This window comes from Rhodanobacter sp. FW104-R8, from assembly GCF_001617365.1.
Classification (GTDB): domain Bacteria; phylum Pseudomonadota; class Gammaproteobacteria; order Xanthomonadales; family Rhodanobacteraceae; genus Rhodanobacter.
In genome coordinates, this window is the sequence record NZ_LVJR01000091.1 from 1 (window position 1) to 17937 (window position 17937).

Here is a 17937-nt window from a genome sequence, read left to right on the forward strand (position 1 = left end):
TTTCGGCCAATCCGAACTGGCCGCGTACATAGGCAAAAACATTCACGCCAACGGCTTTGCCATACTTGTCACTAGGTATGGCTACCCATGTCGAATCGGACTGGTGTGTATGTTGCTGCCAGTTCGACGTCCGCTGAAACTTGATTTGCTCGCTGACGCGTGCAGCCAACGCCTCAGATATCCTGTTTCTGACTATCGGTGGGACATGACGATAAATCGCCTTGAGCCATGGCTGTCGACGAATCCATGCAGACAAGTTCAACAGCCCGACACCGAAAGTCATCCTTGAGCGGCTGATAATGTTCACCACATGCGTCCCATCGTCATGTCCGCACAGGCATATTTGATTGCCATGGTCAGCTACCTAACGCGTGAGTCAGCTCTGCGCGCAGATCGGCCAGATCCTCCACCCCAACCGAGAGCCGAATCAAACCATCACTGATCCCCAACCGCTTGCGGTTCGCCGCAGGCACCGAGGCATGGGTCATGATGGCGGGGTGCTCGATCAGGCTCTCGACACCGCCGAGCGATTCGGCCAGCGCGAACAATTCACAGCGCTCCAGCATGCGCCTGGCCTTCTTCAGGCCGCCCTTCACCTCGATCGTGACGATGCCGCCGAAGCCGTGCATCTGGCGCTTGGCCAGCGCATGTTGCGGGTGACTCTTCAGGCCGGGGTAAATCACCCGCTCGACCGCCGGGTGTTTCTGCAGCCACGTCGCCAGCTCCAGCGCACTGGCGCAGTGCTGGCGCATGCGCAGGTGCAGGGTCTTCAGGCCGCGCATGGCGAGGAACGCATCAAACGGGCCGGCCACGGCGCCCACCGAGTTCTGCAGGAAGCCCATCGGCCCGGCCAGCTCCTGGCTGCCGGCGACCACGATGCCGCCGACCATGTCGGAGTGGCCGTTGATGTACTTGGTGGCCGAATGCAGCACCAAGTCGGCGCCGAATTCCAGTGGCCGCTGGATCATCGGTGAGCAGAACGTGTTGTCGACCACCAGGATCAGGCCGTGCTTCTTCGCGAACGCGGCGACCTTGGCCAGGTCGACCAGCTTCAGCATCGGGTTGGTCGGCGTTTCGGCCCAGATCATCCGCGTGTTCGGCTTCAGTGCCGCCTTCAGCGCCGCCATATCGTTCAGGTCGATAAAGCTGAAGTCGAGCCCGGCCGAGCGCCGGCGCACCCTCTCGAACAGGCGGTAGGTGCCGCCGTAGAGGTCGTCCATCGCGATCACGTGGCTGCCCGAATCGAGCAGATCGAGCACCGTCGCCGCGGCGGCCAGGCCGGAGGCGAACGCGAAACCGGCCACGCCGCCCTCCAGATCCGCCACGCAGCGTTCGTAAGCCATGCGCGTAGGATTTTGCGTGCGCGAGTACTCATAGCCCTTGTGCTTGCCCGGGCTTTCCTGCACGTAGGTCGAGGTGGCGTAGATCGGCGTCATGATGGCGCCGGTGCTGGGATCGGGATGCTGGCCGGCGTGGATCGCGCGGGTGCCCATTCCCTGTTCACTGCGTTGCTTGCCGCTTTTCATCGCTCTGTTTCTCCCGACCCGCCAAACGGATCGCCTGGGTGACGATCAAGCCCGTGATTCTAGCCGTTAAGCGGCAACTATCGGGTATACGGGCGAGGATGGCGTTCATCCCAAAGTGAGCAAACTGTCGGTTTTCCAGCATCTTTCTCGCTTCGACACCTTCACGAACACGGCCGGCGCTTGGTCATCGCGTCCGGAACCGGCATCATTTGTTGCCCACCCGGCGCTTGAACCGCCCTGCAGACCCGCTCGGCTGAAACCTAGGACATCTTGATGAACGAATCATCCACGAGGAGCAAGACCCTGCTGGTCACCGGCGGAGCCGGCTTCATCGGCGCCAATTTCGTGCTGCAGGCGGTGGCCGATGGCCTGCAGGTCGTCAACCTGGACAAGCTCACCTACGCCGGCAATCCAGACACGCTGGCGTCGTTGCATGGCAACGAGCGGCATGTGTTCGTGCACGGCGACATCGGCGACCGCACGCTGGTGGCCAGGCTGCTGGCCGAACACCGGCCTGACGCGATCGTCAATTTCGCCGCCGAATCGCACGTCGACCGCTCGATCGACGGGCCCGCCGAGTTCGTGCAGACCAACGTGGTGGGCACGCTGGGCCTGCTGGAAGGCGCCCGCGATTACTGGCGCGGCCTGGCAGGCAGCGCCCGCAAGGCGTTCCGCTTCCTGCACGTGTCCACCGACGAGGTGTACGGCTCGCTCGGCGCCGACGGCAAGTTCACCGAGACCACGCCGTACGCGCCGAACTCGCCGTACTCGGCCTCGAAGGCTGCCTCCGACCACCTGGTGCGCGCGTTCCACCATACCTACGGCCTGCCGGTACTGACCACCAACTGCTCGAACAACTACGGGCCGTACCAGTTCCCGGAAAAGCTCATTCCGCTGGTGATCCAGAAGGCGCTGGCCGGCGAAGCGCTGCCGGTCTACGGCGACGGCAAAAACATCCGCGACTGGCTGTTCGTGGGCGACCACTGCAGCGCGATCCGCCGCGTGCTGGACGCCGGCCGGGTGGGCGAGACCTACAACGTGGGCGGCAATGCCGAGCGCGAGAACATCGCCGTGGTGAAGACCATCTGCGCCCTGCTCGATGGGCGCCGGCCGCCGGCCGACGGCCGCCCGCGCGAGTCGCTGATCACCTACGTGAGGGACCGCCCCGGCCACGACCGCCGCTATGCGATCGATTCGTCCAAACTACAGCGCGAGTTGGGCTGGCAACCTTCGCAGACGTTCGAGAGCGGCATCGCCGCCACGGTGGACTGGTATCTCGACCACCAGCCGTGGGTGCAACGCGTGCTCGACGGCAGCTACCGCATGGAGAGGCTGGGCGCATGACCACCAAGGGCATCATCCTCGCCGGCGGCTCCGGCACCCGGCTGCACCCGATCACCCGCGCGATCAGCAAGCAGCTGCTCCCGGTGTACGACAAGCCGATGATCTACTACCCGCTGGCCGCGCTGATGCTGGCCGGCATCCGCGAGGTGCTGGTGATCAACACCCCGCACGAGCAGTCGATGTTCCAGCGCCTGCTCGGCGACGGCTCGCAGTGGGGCATCGACATCCGGTATGCAGTGCAGCCTTCGCCCGACGGGCTGGCGCAGGCGTTCACCATCGGCCGCGACTTCGTCGACGCCAAGCCGAGCTGCCTGGTGCTGGGCGACAACATCTTCTACGGCCACGGTTTCACCGAGCGCCTCAGGCGCGCCGCCGCGCGCGAGCGCGGCGCCACGGTGTTCGGCTACTGGGTAAAGGATCCGGAGCGCTACGGCGTGGCCGAATTCGACGACGCCGGCAAGGTGATCGGGCTGGAGGAAAAGCCGGCCCAGCCGAAGTCGCATTACGCCGTCACCGGCCTGTACTTCTACGACGCCCGCGTGTGCGACTACGCCGCGTCGCTGAAGCCCTCGCCGCGCGGCGAGCTGGAGATCACCGACCTCAACCGCTGCTACCTCGACGACGACTCGCTGCACCTGGAGCAGCTCGGCCGCGGCTTCGCCTGGCTCGACACCGGCACCCACGAGTCGCTGATGGAAGCGGGCAACTACATCGAGACGATCGAGAACCGGCAGGGCCTCAAGGTGTGCTGCCCGGAGGAGATCGCCTACCTCAACGGCTGGATCGACACCGAGCAATTGCTGGCGCTGGCCGCGCCGCTGGCCAAGACCGGCTACGGCCAGTACCTGCAGCAGCTGACCCGGCATGGCCACGTGCGATGAAAGTGATCGAGACCGCGCTGCCCGGCGCCCTGATCATCGAACCGCAGGTGTTCGGCGATGCCCGCGGCTTCTTCTACGAGAGCTACAACAAGGCCAGATGGATCGAGGCGGGCATCGACGTCAACTTCGTACAATCCAACGTCTCGCGCTCGGCCAGCGGCGTGCTGCGCGGCCTGCACTACCAGTGGCCGAACCCGCAAAGCAAACTGGTCAGCGTGCTCGAGGGCGAGGTCTACGACGTGGCGGTGGATATCCGTCGCGGCTCGCCCACGTTCGGGCAATCCGTCGGCGTGATGCTCACCGCCGACAACCACCGCCACTTCTGGGTGCCGGAAGGTTTCGCGCATGGCTTCTGCGTGTTGTCCGAGTTCGCCACCTTCACCTACCAGTGCACCGCGCTGTACGACCCGAAGACCGATGCCGGCATCCGCTGGAACGACGCCGCGCTGGGCATCGACTGGCCGATCAGCGAACCGCTGCTGTCGGACAAGGACGGCAAGACGCCGTTGCTCGCGGATGTTCCGCCCGAGCGGTTGCCGGTGTACGCAGCCTAGGCTTTTTTTGCTCGTCATCCCTGCGAAGGCAGGGATCCAGCGACTGCTGTCTGGCCATGTCAGGACACTGGATGACCAGCCCTTCGGCTGTTGAAAAGCTCTTCCCGCTTGCGCGGGGGATGACGATAATGGTGGAGGTGGACATGAAGACCCTATTGCTCGGCGCCAACGGCCAGCTCGGCCGCACGTTTCTTGATCAGGGTGGCCTGGCTGCGCGCGGCGAGTTGATCGTCGCCAGTCGCGATGGTGTGGTGACTGCTGGTGGCCACGGCGAGATCGCCGACCTGTCGATCCCCGAGTCGCTGCCCGTCCTGCTCGACCGCGTGCGGCCGGACGTGATCGTCAATGCCGCCGCGTACACCGCGGTCGACCGCGCGGAGCAGGAAGAGGCGTTGGCCACTCGCGTCAACGGCGAGGCGGTCGGCGTGCTCGGCCGCTGGGCGGCGGCGCATGGCGCGCTGGTGATCCACTACTCCACCGACTACGTGTTCGACGGCAGGCAATCGCAGCCGTACGCCGTCGACACACCGACCTCCCCGCTCGGCGCCTACGGCCGCAGCAAGCTGGCCGGCGAACAGGCGCTGCGCGACAGCGGCGCCGACCACCTGACGTTGCGCACTGCATGGGTCTACGCCGCGCACGGCCACAACTTCCTGCGCACCATGCTGCGCCTGGGCGCCGAACGCGACGAACTGCGCGTGGTCGCCGACCAGCACGGCGCGCCCACCGACACCATGCTGATCGTGGAAGCCAGCCTCGCCGCGCTCGACCGCTGGCTCCAGGCCGACGCCGCGCAACGGCGCGCACTGGCCGGCACCCATCATCTGGTCGCCAGCGGCGCCACGACCTGGCATGGCTTCGCCAGCGCGATCGTCGAACAGGCCGCGGCGCTCGGCCTGCTGGCGCGCGCTCCCCGCGTGGTCGCGATCGGCAGCGCTGAATTTCCTACCCCTGCCGTGCGCCCCGCGTGGTCATTGCTGGATAATGCCGAGTTCCAGCGGCACTTCGCTTTTCCACTCCCCGATTGGCGGCAAGGCTTGCACAAAACCATGCAAGAGCTCATCACATCAACCAACTGAAACAGGACAAGGACCCATGTTGATTCCCCTCATCCTCAGCGGCGGCAGCGGTACGCGCCTGTGGCCGGTCTCGCGCAAGAACCTGCCCAAGCAGTTCCTGGAACTGGCCGGAAAGGGCACGCTGTTCCAGCAGGCCATTGCACGTACCCGGCAGTTGCCCGATGTGGCCGTGCCGATCGTGGTGGCCAGCGAGGACCATCGCTTCCTCGCTGCCGACCAGCTGCTGGAAGGGGATATCAAGGGCGCCACCATCGTGCTGGAGCCGCTGGCCCGCAACACCGCGCCGGCGATCGCGTTGGGTGCATTGCAAGCACTGCAACGCGATGCGGATGCCGTGCTCCTGGTACTGCCTGCTGATCATCTGATCGGTGACACGGCCGCGTTTGTCGAGGCCGTGAAACAAGCCATGCCGCTGGCTGAACAAGGCTGGCTTGTGACGTTTGGCATCCGCCCGGATCGTCCGGACACCGGCTTCGGCTATATCCGTCGCGCGGAAACCGTGGATGCCCATGGTTATCGCGTCGAGCAGTTCGTCGAAAAGCCCGACCTGGCCACGGCCGAGTCGTACCTCGCCGACGGCGGCTACGACTGGAACTCCGGCATGTTTCTGTTCAAGGCCGCGCGCTACCTGGAGGAACTGGCCGCGCACGCGCCGGCGATGCTGGCGGCGGTGCGCGAGGCGTACGCGAAAGCCACCACCGACCTCGACTTCGTGCGCATCGACCGCGACGCGTTCGCGCTGGTGCCGGACGACTCGATCGACTACGCGGTGATGGAGAAGACCCGGCGCGCGGCGGTGATCCCGGTCAGCTGCGCGTGGAGCGACATCGGCTCGTGGTCGGCGCTGTGGCTGACCGGCGGCAAGGACGCCGACGGCAACCTGCGCGAGGGCGACACCATGGCGGTGGACACGCACAACTCGCTGCTGCGCTCGCACGAGCGCCACCTGCTCGCCACCGTCGGTGTCGACGACCTGATCGTGGTGACCACGCCGGACGCCACCCTGGTGGCGCACCGCGATGCCGCGCAGGACGTGAAGAAGATCGTCGAGCGGCTGAAGGCCGCCGGCCGCAGCGAACACTCGCTGCACCGCGTGGTGTACCGGCCGTGGGGCAGCTACGACTCGCTGGAGGAAGGCGAGCGCTTCCAGGTCAAGCGCATCGTGGTCAAGCCCGGCGCAGCCCTGAGCCTGCAGAAGCACCACCACCGTGCCGAGCACTGGATCGTGGTCTCCGGCACCGCCGAGGTCACCTGCGACGACAAGGTGTTCCTGCTCGGCGAAAACCAGAGCACGTATATCCCGCTCGGCAGCAAGCACCGCCTGCGCAATCCCGGCAAGGTCGCGCTGGAACTGATCGAGGTGCAGTCCGGCAGCTACCTCGGCGAAGACGACATCGTGCGTTACGACGACGTCTACGGGCGCGCCTGACGCTTGCCTGGGCCCCGCTTCCACCCGTACACCGCGAGCAGGCCTGCTTGTCGCGGCTAGCCCCTTGCGGCTCGCCGAGGCGCCGCGAGGTTTTCCCGAAGTGTCCCGCGGCATGTCCCAGATCTACCAAGATCAAGCACAACCTTTTGATTTGGCAATAATTTACTCGATGAGGAGCGCTCAGCTGGGTTCTGCTGCCCGACGGTGCCGACGAATCTTTGAACATGCTTTGTCATCAAGATTTGGCGATATGCTGCAATCAAGTTCCGTTGTCGATTCCGGGATAACGGCAAGCAGGCTCGCTTTTCATGGAGCCGCCAATTTTGACGACAAGCACTTTGTGCGCGATTCATGAACAACAACGATGCTTGTTGTTAATCATGGTGAATATGTGTATGACAATTGAGATACCATGCAACACATGAATCTCGACACCAGCCAAGCCGTCCACTGCCACGTCGGGCAATTTCCACCGGGAGGGTTGGATTACGGCCGCCTGATGCCGGGCTTGTTGGGGGCCACGGCGGCGCTGGCGCGCTACGACCAGATGCTCCACGGATTGCACAACAGCGAGCTGTTCGTGGCGCCGATGAGAGGCCAGGAAGCCGTAGTGTCCTCGCGCATGGAGGGCACCATCAGCACACTGGACGAAATCCTGCTGCTGGAGGCGGAATTCGGCGACGACGACGAGAGCGCCGCCCAGGGGTTTCGCTCCGACGCCATCGAGACGGCCCTGTACCGGCGTGCGCTGAACACCGCCCAGTACCGGATGGAACAGGGCCAGGCTCTGTCGGAATCGCTGTTGAAGAGCATCCACCGCCAGTTGCTGTCCTTCGGGCGTGGAGCCGCCAAATCACCGGGCATCTACAAACGCGAACAGAACTACATCGGTGAGCGCGGCAGCCGCAAGGTGAGCTTCGTACCCATCGCGCCGGAACATCTGCCCGGCGGCATGGAGGCGCTGTTTCGCCTGATCAACGACGAGACCGTGCCGGTGCTGTTGCGCGCGGCGCTGGCACATGCCGAGTTCGAGGCGCTGCATCCCTTCGAGGACGGCAACGGGCGCGTCGGCCGTATGCTGATCACCCTGATGCTGTGGCAAGGCGGGGCGATCGCTGCGCCGCATTTCTACATCAGTCGTTACTTCGAGGACCACAAGGACGAATACCTGGATCGGCTGCGCCGGGTGTCCTCGGATAACGACTGGGAAGGATGGTGCCAGTTCTTCCTGGCCGCGGTGGAGCAGCAGGCCGTCTCCAACCTGGAAGCCGCGCAGACGATCGGTGATTTCTATGCGGAAATGAAACCCCGTTTCGCCGAGTTGCTCGCGTCCAAGTACGCGGTGGCGGCGCTGGACTACCTGTTCACCCATCCGGTGTTCAGCAATAGCCGCTTCACCCGCAACGCCGGCATCCCGCCGCAGACAGCGGCGCGGTTCAGCCGAGTGCTGCTGCAGGAAGGATTGCTGCAGGTAGTGCGCGAAGCGGCCGGGCGGCGTTCCGCCATGTACCGCTTCGAACCACTGATGCAGCGCGTGCGGGTATGAACGCCTGTTCGTGACCTCCAGGCGCCACGCGCCTGGAGCTGTTTGGACTCGAGTCATGGAAGAACAAAGGCGCCGGCTTCGAGAACCCGGCGCCCAACCGGGACAGAGTCAGACTTGACGGCCAGTCAGGCGGTGCGCCGCACCTATTCCACCGTCACTGACTTGGCCAGGTTGCGCGGCTGGTCGACGTCGGTGCCGCGCAGCACGGCGACGTGGTAGGCGAGCAGCTGCAGCGGCACGGTGAACACGGCGGGGGCGATGAAGGAGCCGCCCGATTCGACGCGCAGCATGGCGCCGTGGCCGGCCATGTCGTCCATGCCGGCGGCGCCGTCGGCGAACACGATCAGGCGGCCGCCGCGGGCGCGCACTTCCTGCAGGTTGGATTTCAGCTTGTCCAGCAGCGGACCGTTCGGCGCCACCGCGATCACCGGCATGTTCTCGTCGACCAGGGCCAGCGGGCCGTGCTTGAGTTCGCCGGCGGCATACGCTTCAGCGTGGATGTAGGAGATCTCCTTGAGCTTCAGCGCGCCTTCCATCGCCACCGGATACTGCACGCCGCGGCCGAGGAACAGCGCGTGCTGGCGGTGGATGAAGTCGGCCGCCAGCACGATGATCGCCGGCTCCAGCTGCAACGCGTTTTCGACCGCCCGCGGCAGGTGCTGCAGCTCGGCGCACAGCGCCGCGTAGCGGTCGTCGGCCAGGCCGTTGCGGCGGGCCAGCTCCAGCGTCAGCAGGGCCAGGCCGGCCAGCTGGGTGGTGAAGGCCTTGGTCGAGGCCACGCCGATCTCGGGGCCGGCGCGGGTCATCAGCTTCAGGTCGGCCTCGCGTACCACCGAGGATTCGGGCACGTTGCAGATCGCCAGCGTGCCGAGGTAGCCGCGCCGGCGCGACTCGCGCATCGCCGCCAGGGTGTCGGCGGTTTCGCCGGACTGCGAGATGGCCACGAACAAGGTACCTTCGGGCACCACCGTCTCGCGGTAACGGTATTCGCTGGCCACCTCCACGCTGACCGGCAGGCGCGCGTATTCCTCGATCCAGTACTTCGCGACCAGGCCGGCGTGGTAGCTGGTGCCGCAGGCGATGATGTGCAGGCCGCGGACCTTGCGCAGCAGGGCGTCGCTGTCGATGCCGAAGATGTTCGGCAGCACGCCGTGCGCGCCGAGGCGCGCCTCCAGCGTGTCGGCGATGGCGCGCGGCTGCTCGAAGATCTCCTTCTGCATGTAGTGGCGGTACTCGCCGCGCTCGACCGCGTCGGTGGACAGCTCGCTCTCGTGCACCGGGCGCACCACCGGCGTGCCGTCGAGGGCGAACACCTGCACGCTGTCGCGGGTGATCTCGACCACGTCGTTCTCGTCGAGGTGCAGCATCTTGTTGGTGACCTGGATCAGCGCCTGCGCGTCGGAGCCGAGGAAATTCTCGCCGATGCCCAGGCCGACCAGCAGCGGCGCGCCGCGGCGCGCGCCGACCACGCGGCCGGGCTCGTCGCTGCTGACCACCGCGATCGCATAGGCGCCCTCCAGCTCGCGCACGGTGGCCAGCACCGCCTCGCGCAGGCGCATGCCCTGGCCGAGGTGGCGGTCGATCAGCACGGCCATCACCTCGGTGTCGGTCTCGGAGGTGAACACGTGGCCGTCGGCCTGCAGCCCGGCGCGCAGGCTGGCGTAGTTCTCGATGATGCCGTTGTGCACGATCGCCACGCGGCCGGCGATGTGCGGATGCGCGTTCGCCTCGCTCGGCACGCCGTGCGTGGCCCAGCGGGTATGCGCGATGCCGGTGCCGCCGGGCAGCGGGTCGGCCAGGTACAGCGCTTCCATCTCGCGTACCTTGCCCTTGGCGCGCACGCGGCGGATCGCGCCATGGTCGAGCACGGCCACGCCGGAGGAGTCATAGCCGCGGTATTCCAGCGCCTTCAGGCCGGCAATCAGCAGCGGGGCGACATCACGCTGGGCAACGGCAGCAACGATTCCACACATCGACAGGGCTTCCCTTGGGTGGTTGCGCGGCCCGCGGCCGCACCTGGAGGGTCATCTTGGGCGAGCCGCATTGCGGCAGGCTTTCGCGCACCGGGCCGGCACGGCCGGACCGGTACGGACCGGATCGGAACGCTTAGTCCACCTTGCGGCGCAAATAGTTCAACAGGTCGATGCGGGTGATCAGGCCGAGGAAGTCGTCGCCGTCGACCACGATCGCCACGTGGCCGCGCTCGAACACCGGCAGCAGCGACTCGATCGGGGAGCGCACGTCGAGCTTCTGCAGGCTGGTGATCATCGCGGTCGACACCGGGTCGCGGAAGCGCGTCTCGTCGGCGTGCACGTGCATCAGCACGTCGGACTCGTCGACGATGCCCACCAGCTTGCGCCCGTCCATCACGGGCAGCTGCGACACGTCGTACAGCTTCATGCGGTTGTAGGCGGTGACCAGCAGCTCGTTCGGGCCGACCACCACGGTGTCGCGCTGGGCGAACGGGCGCAGCAGCAGGTCGCGCAGGTCGCCGTGCCGCTCGCGCTCGATGAAGCCGTTGTCGAGCATCCAGTAGTCGTTGTACAGCTTGGACAGGTACTTGTTGCCGGTGTCGCAGACCAGGGTGACCACGCGCTTCGGCGCGGTCTGCTCGCGGCAATAGCGCAGCGCCGCGGCGACCAGCGTACCGGTGGACGAGCCGCCCAGCACGCCCTCCTTCGCCAGCAGCTCGCGCGCGGTGAGGAAGCTCTCCTTGTCGGGGATCGCATAGGCCTTCTTCACCCGGGTGAAGTCGCTGATGCTCGGCAGGAAATCCTCGCCGATGCCCTCGACCATCCAGCTGGCGGACTTGGTCGAGAGCGTGCCCTCGTTGATGTACTGCGCCAGGATCGAGCCGACCGGATCGGCCAGCACGAACTCGGTTTGCGGCGAGTGCCCGGCGAAGAACTTCGACAGGCCGCTCAGCGTGCCGGACGAACCGCAGCCGACCACGATCGCGTCGACCTTGCCGTCCATCTGCTCGAGGATCTCCGGGCCGGTGGTGGCGATGTGCGCGGCCGGGTTGTCCGGGTTGCCGAACTGGTTGATGAAGTACGCGCCGGGTGTCTCGCGGGCGATCCGCTCGGCCATGTCCTGGTAGTACTCGGGGTGGCCCTTGGCCACGTCGGAGCGGGTCAGCACCACCTCGGCGCCCATCGCCTTGAGGTTGAAGATCTTCTCGCGGCTCATCTTGTCCGGCACCACCAGGATCAGCCGGTAGCCCTTCTGCTGCGCGACCAGGGCCAGCCCCAGGCCGGTGTTGCCGGCGGTGCCCTCGACCAGGATGTCGCCCGGGCGGATGCGACCGTCCTTCTCGGCGCCCTCGATCATCGACAGGCCGATGCGGTCCTTGATCGAGCCGCCGGGGTTGGTGCTCTCCAGCTTGAGGAACAGCTCGCACGACCCGGTATCCAGGCGCTGCGCGCGCACCATCGGGGTACGTCCGATCAGTTCGAGGACACTCTGGTGGACCGTCATGGGGGCTCCGTCGCTGGAAGGGCAGCCGGGCGAGGCCGCGGCTGCGGGATCGCCATGATAACCGCTCGGCCCGGCCGCCCGCCGCAAACGCGGCGGCCCCGGCACCCTTCCCGATACACGGGGGAAAGGCCCGGGGCCGCGCTCACGTGAAACTGCAGGCTCAGTGGATGAGATGCGCCCGATCCGCCCACATGCGTTCGAGTCGCGCCTTGGCCAGCAGCTTCTCCTTCTTCATGCTGGCGAGGGTGACATCGTCGATGGGAAGCACGCCGATGTCGGCATCGTGCACCTTGCTGTCGAGTTCGCGGTGATGCTGGTAGAGCCGCCGGAATTCGGCATCGGCCTTCATCAATGCCTCGACATCATCACGCTGCTGGTTTTCAAACATGATCCGACCTCCTCGCGAGTTGGCATGCGGATGCGACAGGAAGCATCCGCAGACGTTGAATGCATGCACGCACCCACGCCCCGCGCCGGCCTGCCGGAACGCGGGTGACGCATGGAAACGTGGAATAAGCGCATGATTCGGGTCAGTGGCCCACGCGGCCTGGATGCCCCGTGGGACTTCGACCCTACTCTCCCGATCAGGGGGGTGCAAGCCTGGCGGAGAGGCTTCGCGAAACGCCAGGGTTTCGGGTGAAACAGCTGTCAAAACAGCCTTTTACGTTTAACTAACCGAGACCCGGGCAGGCCGCTGCCGAGCGCGGGCACGGGCGCGGCGGGGCGCCGCAGCGCCCCGCCGGGATCATGGTCAAGGATGCTTTTTCGAGGCGTCCGGGGCCGCTTCGGCGGGCTGGTCGCCTTCGCCCATCTGCGAACGCATCGCCTTGGCCGCCTGGGCGGCCAGCTCGGCCTGCTGTTTGGCCGCCTTGGCCACCTTGCTCTGCGCCGCCGCCAGCTTCTTCGCCCGCTCGGCCTCGGCGCGCGCCTGTTCGGCCGCCTGCGAGTATTCCTGACCCTGCGCCTGCAGCCGCGCCGCCTCCTCCTGGGCCAACTGGTACTGCAAGCGCTGGCGCTCCAGCTCGCGCTGGGCCAGCTCGGTCTCGCGCCGGCTGTTGTCGAGCATGATCTGGTCGCGCTCGCGGTCGAGCTGGGTCAGCTTGACCTGGGCATCCTGCAACTGCGCGGCGGTCTTGGCCAGGTCGACCCGGCGCTCGGCCAGGTACAGCGCGTGCGGGCGCTCGCGCGAACCGGCCTGGGCCAGCCGGTTGATCGCGTCGCGGGCGCGGGCCTGCTCGGCTTGCGCGTAGCGGCCCAGGCTGGGGTCGTTGGCGAGCTGGTCGAGGCCGCCGCTCAGCCGGGCGATGTCGATGTCGTCCTTGCGGGCGTGCGCCGAGCCGGCGGCCGCCAGGGCCAGCACGATCGCGGCCAGGGTGAAGGTGGGGCGCTTCATGGCTGGCCTCCCTGGGCATTGGAAGCGGGCTGCTGGCTGGTCTCAGGCACGGTCTGGAAACCGGCACCGGCCGGCGCGGACAGCACGGTCGAGGCCGGTGCCGGCATGTCCTGGGTGGGCAGCGGAGCGGACGGCGCCGGTGCCGGCGCGTTGTCACGCTGGTCCAGTTGCTCGCCTTCCCGGCGCAGGCGGGTGTTCTCCTGCACCTTGCTCTGGATCTGCGCCCGCGCCGCACCCAGCCGGGCCTTGGCCTGGGCCAGCTCGGCGTCGGCGCGCGACTCCTCGGCCAGGCTGGCCGCATCGGCGTACTTGCGTTCGGCCATGGCCGTCTGCGCCTGCTGGAACTTGTCCTGCGCAAATCCCAGGTCGACCGGGGCGTAGTCGGCCGCCCCCGCATCGCGGGCCATCTGCAGCTGCGACTGCGCCATGTTCATCGAATCGTTCGGCGGCGGCACCGATGCGCAGCCGGCCAGCGCCAGGGTAAGGGCCGCCATCGCCATGGCCGTACGGATACGGCGTGGGGAGCCGGCCGGCAGGGAAAAGATGTACATCACATTCCTCGTGGTATGTCGCAGCGTATTGTGGGCGGGCATAATCCGAGATTGCAACGCGCTTTGCGCAAACAGGGGTCATTCGTGGATATCGGCTACTTCCTCAAGCTTATGGTAGACAAGGGCGCGTCGGACATGTTCCTGTCCACCGGCGCCCCGGTGAATATCAAGGTCGAGGGCAAGCTGTATCCGCTGGGCAATACCGGCCTGCCCGGCGGCATGGTCAAGAAGATCGCCTATTCGCTGATGGACGAGGGCCAGGTGCCGCAGTTCGAGCGCGACCTGGAGCTGAACATGGCGCTGGCGGTGAAGGAAGCCGGTCGTTTCCGCATCAACGTGTTCAAGCAGCGCGGCGAAGTGGGCATGGTGATCCGCGCGATCAAGAGCGAGATCCCCAGCATCGAGCAGCTGCAGCTGCCCGGCATCTTCCGCGACCTGATCATGGAGCCGCGCGGCCTGATCCTGGTGGTGGGCGCCACCGGCTCGGGCAAGTCGACCACGCTGGCGGCGATGCTCGACCAGCGCAATTCCAACTCGCCCGGCCACATCCTCACCATCGAGGATCCGATCGAGTACCTGCACCGGCACAAGAAGTCGATCGTCAACCAGCGCGAGGTGGGGCTGGACACGCACAGTTACCACGAGGCGCTGAAGAACGCGATGCGCGAGGCGCCGGACGTGATCATGATCGGCGAGATCCGCGATACCGACACCATGGAGGCGGCGATCGCGTTCTCCGAGACCGGCCACCTGTGCCTGGCCACGCTGCACTCGAACAACGCCGACCAGACGCTGGAGCGCATCCTCAACTTCTTCCCCGAGTCGGCGCACAAGAACGTGCTGATGAACCTGGCGCTGAACCTGCGCGCGGTGATCAGCCAGCGCCTGGTGCTCGGCAAGGACGGCCGCCGCATCCCGGCCGCCGAGGTGCTGCTGAACACCCCGCTGATCCGCGACATGATCCGCCGCGGCCAGATCCACGAGATCAAGGAAGCGATGGACCGCAGCCTGCAGGAAGGCATGCAGACCTTCGACCAGTCGCTGTACCGGCTGTACAAGGAAGGCCGCGTGGAGCTGGAGGAAGCGCTCAACAAGTCCGACTCGCGCGACGGCCTGGCGTTGAAGATCCGCCTCGCCGAAGGCGGCAACAACGACGAGGAACTGGCCGGCAACGACCCGTACGGGATGGGCTTCTGAGAGCCAAGGAGTGAGTGAAGAGGAGTGAGGGGTGAGAGACGGCACAACCCGCCTCACCCTGCTCTCTCTCTCGCTTCTCACTCCTCATTCACTCACTTCTCGCTTTGCGGCGCGTCCGCCTGTGCCTCCGGCGCCGCCCGCCGGAACGCCTCCAGCTCGCTGCAGGCCCGGTGGATGCGCCGGATCGTCGGATAGCCGTCCAGCGGCAATTTCCAGCGCAGCGCGTTGTAGACCTGCGGAACCAGGCAGGCGTCGGCCATGCCCGGCGCCTCGCCGTGGCAATAGCGGCCGGTGGCCGCGTTGTCGGCCAGCATCGCCTCGATCGCCCTGAAACCCTCGCTGATCCAGTGCCGCGACCACTCGGCGCGCTGCTCCTCGCCGGCGCCGAACTGCGCTTCCAGCTGCTGCAGCACGCGCAGGTTGCCCAGCGGATGGATGTCGCAGGCCACCGCCTGCGCCAGTGCCCGCACGCGGGCACGCCCGCGCGCATCGACCGGCAGCAGGGCCGTTTCCAGCTCCGGATGGATCTCGTCGAGATACTCCATGATCGCCAGCGACTGGGGGATCGCGCGATCGCCGTCGAGCAGGCAGGGCACCAGTTCCTGCGGATTGAGCGCGCGGTAATCCGGTGTGTGCTGCCCGCCGCCGTCGCGCACCAGGTGCACCGGGCGCGTCTCGTAGTCCAGCCCCTTGAGGTTCAACGCGATACGCACGCGGTACGCGGCACTAGAGCGCCAGTAGCCGTAAAGCACCAACCCGGTAGCCATAAGCCGCCCCTCCCCCGCGCGCGTGGACAGCCCGCAGTGTAGCCACAGTGGCGGGCCGCGCGCATGGCCGGCCGGCCTGCGGCATCCCGCCACGGTTTGCATCGGCTCCCCACGCACCGGACAATAAGCGGTTGACGCCCATTCGGGCCTGCTTTCCACCCTTCACCGGAGTTCCGCCGTGGCAGTCATCCGCATGAGTGACCTCGATTTGCGCGGCCAGCGCGTGCTGATCCGCGAAGACCTGAACGTGCCGATCGACGACCACGGCCAGATCACCTCGACCCAGCGCCTCGACGCCGCCCTGCCCACGATCCAGGCCGCCCGCGACGCCGGCGCGAAGGTGATGGTGATGTCGCACCTGGGCCGGCCGAAGGAAGGCCGGTTCGACGCCGAATCCTCGCTGGCGCCGGTGGCGCTGTGGCTGAGCGCCCGGCTGCACCAGCCGGTACGCCTGGTGGCCGACTACCTGGCCGGCGGCGTCGAGGTGGCGCCGGGCGAGGTGGTGCTGCTGGAAAACTGCCGCATGAACGTCGGCGAAGGCAAGGACGACGATGTGCTGGCCAGGAAGTACGCCGCGCTGTGCGACATCTTCGTGATGGACGCGTTCGGCACCGCGCACCGCGCCCAGGCCTCCACCCATGGCGTGATCAAGTACGCCCCGGTCGCCGCCGCCGGCCCGCTGCTGTGCGCCGAGCTGGACGCGCTGGGCAAGGCGCTGGAACACCCGGCGCACCCGCTGCTGGCGATCGTGGCCGGCTCCAAGGTCTCCACCAAGCTGACCCTGCTGGACAACCTGATCGGCAAGGTCGACCAGCTGATCGTGGGCGGCGGCATCGCCAACACCTTCATCGCCGCGCTGGGCCATTCGGTGGGCAATTCGCTGGTCGAGCCGGACCTGATCGACGCCGCGAAGAAGGTGCTGGCCGACGCCAAACGCCGCGGCGCCGAGGTGCCGATGCCGGTCGACGTGGTGGTGGCGCCGGCGTTCTCCGCGCAGGCCCCGGCCACGATCAAGCCGGTCGACCAAGTCAGCGAGGACGAGATGATCCTCGACATCGGCCCGCAGACCGCCGAAATCTACGCGGCCCTGATCGCCAAGGCCGGCACCGTGGTGTGGAACGGCCCGGTCGGCGTGTTCGAGTTCGACGCGTTCGGCAAGGGCACCGAGACGCTGGCGCGGGCGATCGCCGCGTCGAAGGCGTTCTCGATCGCCGGCGGCGGCGACACCCTGGCCGCGGTCGACAAGTACGGCATCGCCGACCAGGTCTCCTACATCTCCACCGGCGGCGGCGCGTTCCTGGAGTTCCTCGAAGGCAAGGAGCTGCCCGCGGTGGCCGCGCTGAAGGCGCGGGCCGCGAAGTAATGCTCTGCCTGTTCGACCTCGACGGCACCCTGATCGATTCCGAGCACGGCATCACCGCCTGCGTGAGGCATGCGCTGGCGCGGCTGGACGTGCCGGCACCGGCGCACGAGGAGCTGCGCCGCTGGATCGGCCCGCCGCTGCGGCACAGTTTCGCGCCGTTGCTGGACCACGATGCCGAACGCATCGAGGCGGCGGTGGCGTACTACCACGAGCGCTTCGACACGCACGGCTGGCGCGAGCACGCGATCTATCCGGGCATCGAGGCGCTGATCGGGCGGCTGCGCGGTGCCGGCCACCAGCTCGCCGTGGTCACCAGCAAGCCGCACCGCCACGCCGCACCGATCGTCGAACACCTGCCGTTCGGCGCGGCGTTCGGGCGCCTGTACGGCCCGCACCCGGGCAGCGCGCACAGCGAGAAGGCCTCGATGATCGCCGAGGCACTGGCCGACTTCGGCGCCGACCCGGCCGACGCGGCGATGATCGGCGACCGCCACTTCGACATCGACGGCGCCGTGGCCAACTGGGTGCGCGGCTTCGGCGTGCTGTGGGGTTTCGGCGGCCGCGCGGAGCTGGAACTGGCCGGCGCCCATGCCATCGCCGCTACGCCGGACGATCTGGCCGCCCTGCTGCTCGCCTGATCCGTTTCGTCATTTCCTGTAGGAGCCCGCTTGCGGGCGATGCTTTTCTGGCCTCTCGCCAGGAGCATCGCCCGCCAGCGGGCTCCTACCCGGGTGGGTGTGAGCTCAGCGGATAACGCGCTTCACCGCGTCGACCAGGTGCGCGACGGTGAAGCCGAAGTGCTCGAACAGCTGCGGCGCGGGGGCGGAGGC

Annotated in this window: 17 protein-coding genes and 1 pseudogene; 10 read left to right on the forward strand and 8 right to left on the reverse strand. The window is 67.1% G+C overall.

Going from position 1 to position 17937, the window contains the following annotated elements; all coding sequences use genetic code 11:
• Together RHOFW104R8_RS17840 and RHOFW104R8_RS12255 are read right to left on the reverse strand one after the other, a co-directional pair.
• A pseudogene (locus RHOFW104R8_RS17840) lies at nt 1–307 on the reverse strand (glycosyltransferase family 1 protein); the annotation flags it as partial.
• A 49-nt stretch (nt 308–356) separates the two neighbouring features.
• Nucleotides 357–1526 carry a PLP-dependent aspartate aminotransferase family protein gene (locus RHOFW104R8_RS12255; protein WP_068095176.1) on the reverse strand — a complete coding sequence of 390 codons (1170 nt, stop codon included), beginning with the start codon at nt 1524–1526 and terminating at the stop codon, nt 357–359.
• Nucleotides 1527–1799: 273 nt separating this feature from the next.
• On the opposite strand from RHOFW104R8_RS12255, the gene rfbB reads away from it, so the two are divergent.
• The 7 genes from rfbB (at nt 1800) to RHOFW104R8_RS12285 (ending at nt 8359) form a co-directional block, all read left to right on the forward strand.
• The gene (gene rfbB / locus RHOFW104R8_RS12260) at nt 1800–2870 is read left to right on the forward strand and encodes a dTDP-glucose 4,6-dehydratase (protein WP_068095175.1); all 1071 of its coding nucleotides are present in this window, start codon (nt 1800–1802) and stop codon (nt 2868–2870) included.
• Nucleotides 2867–3751, forward strand: coding sequence for a glucose-1-phosphate thymidylyltransferase RfbA (rfbA, locus tag RHOFW104R8_RS12265; RefSeq protein WP_068095174.1), 885 nt, complete (start codon nt 2867–2869; stop codon nt 3749–3751). The genes rfbB and rfbA overlap by 4 nt, the downstream gene beginning before the upstream one ends.
• Nucleotides 3748–4305, forward strand: coding sequence for a dTDP-4-dehydrorhamnose 3,5-epimerase (gene rfbC / locus RHOFW104R8_RS12270; RefSeq protein WP_068095172.1), 558 nt, complete (start codon nt 3748–3750; stop codon nt 4303–4305). The genes rfbA and rfbC overlap by 4 nt, the downstream gene beginning before the upstream one ends.
• A 143-nt stretch (nt 4306–4448) precedes the next feature.
• Nucleotides 4449–5384: a dTDP-4-dehydrorhamnose reductase gene (gene rfbD, locus RHOFW104R8_RS12275; protein ID WP_068095178.1), complete on the forward strand. Its 936-nt coding sequence runs from the start codon at nt 4449–4451 to the stop codon at nt 5382–5384.
• A gap of 16 nt (nt 5385–5400) precedes the next feature.
• The gene (locus RHOFW104R8_RS12280; RefSeq protein ID WP_068095170.1) at nt 5401–6813 is read left to right on the forward strand and encodes a mannose-1-phosphate guanylyltransferase/mannose-6-phosphate isomerase; all 1413 of its coding nucleotides are present in this window, start codon (nt 5401–5403) and stop codon (nt 6811–6813) included.
• Between the two features lie 112 nt (nt 6814–6925).
• Entirely contained in the window at nt 6926–7168 is a 243-nt protein-coding gene (locus tag RHOFW104R8_RS17430) for a hypothetical protein (protein ID WP_153021718.1), read from the forward strand.
• Nucleotides 7169–7225: 57 nt separating this feature from the next.
• A complete protein-coding gene (locus RHOFW104R8_RS12285; protein WP_201028762.1) occupies nt 7226–8359 on the forward strand; it encodes a Fic family protein in 1134 nt (377 codons plus the stop codon).
• A 143-nt stretch (nt 8360–8502) separates the two neighbouring features.
• Here the strand turns inward: RHOFW104R8_RS12285 and glmS are convergent, their stop codons facing one another.
• The 5 genes from glmS to RHOFW104R8_RS12310 form a co-directional block, all read right to left on the reverse strand.
• Complete coding sequence (glmS, locus tag RHOFW104R8_RS12290; protein ID WP_068095166.1) at nt 8503–10332, reverse strand: glutamine--fructose-6-phosphate transaminase (isomerizing); 1830 nt, start codon at nt 10330–10332, stop codon at nt 8503–8505.
• Between the two features lie 133 nt (nt 10333–10465).
• The gene (locus RHOFW104R8_RS12295) at nt 10466–11836 is read right to left on the reverse strand and encodes a pyridoxal-phosphate dependent enzyme (RefSeq protein WP_068095164.1); all 1371 of its coding nucleotides are present in this window, start codon (nt 11834–11836) and stop codon (nt 10466–10468) included.
• 160 nt (nt 11837–11996) lie between these two features.
• Entirely contained in the window at nt 11997–12224 is a 228-nt protein-coding gene (locus tag RHOFW104R8_RS12300; protein ID WP_068095161.1) for a YdcH family protein, read from the reverse strand.
• A gap of 363 nt (nt 12225–12587) precedes the next feature.
• Complete coding sequence (locus tag RHOFW104R8_RS12305; RefSeq protein ID WP_068095156.1) at nt 12588–13229, reverse strand: hypothetical protein; 642 nt, start codon at nt 13227–13229, stop codon at nt 12588–12590.
• The gene (locus RHOFW104R8_RS12310) at nt 13226–13780 is read right to left on the reverse strand and encodes a DUF4398 domain-containing protein (RefSeq protein ID WP_068095153.1); all 555 of its coding nucleotides are present in this window, start codon (nt 13778–13780) and stop codon (nt 13226–13228) included. Before RHOFW104R8_RS12310 ends, RHOFW104R8_RS12305 begins: the two co-directional genes overlap by 4 nt.
• Nucleotides 13781–13864: 84 nt before the next feature.
• Between RHOFW104R8_RS12310 and RHOFW104R8_RS12315 the strand changes: the two genes are divergently transcribed.
• A complete protein-coding gene (locus RHOFW104R8_RS12315) occupies nt 13865–14977 on the forward strand; it encodes a PilT/PilU family type 4a pilus ATPase (protein WP_068095150.1) in 1113 nt (370 codons plus the stop codon).
• 92 nt (nt 14978–15069) lie between these two features.
• Here the strand turns inward: RHOFW104R8_RS12315 and maiA are convergent, their stop codons facing one another.
• Nucleotides 15070–15744, reverse strand: a complete 675-nt coding sequence (maiA, locus tag RHOFW104R8_RS12320) for a maleylacetoacetate isomerase (RefSeq protein WP_068095148.1) — start codon at nt 15742–15744, stop codon at nt 15070–15072.
• A 193-nt stretch (nt 15745–15937) separates the two neighbouring features.
• Between maiA and RHOFW104R8_RS12325 the strand changes: the two genes are divergently transcribed.
• Complete coding sequence (locus RHOFW104R8_RS12325; protein ID WP_407071443.1) at nt 15938–17107, forward strand: phosphoglycerate kinase; 1170 nt, start codon at nt 15938–15940, stop codon at nt 17105–17107.
• Complete coding sequence (locus tag RHOFW104R8_RS12330) at nt 17107–17745, forward strand: HAD hydrolase-like protein (protein ID WP_068095143.1); 639 nt, start codon at nt 17107–17109, stop codon at nt 17743–17745. The genes RHOFW104R8_RS12325 and RHOFW104R8_RS12330 overlap by 1 nt, the downstream gene beginning before the upstream one ends.
• The last annotated feature ends 192 nt before the right edge of the window (nt 17746–17937 follow it).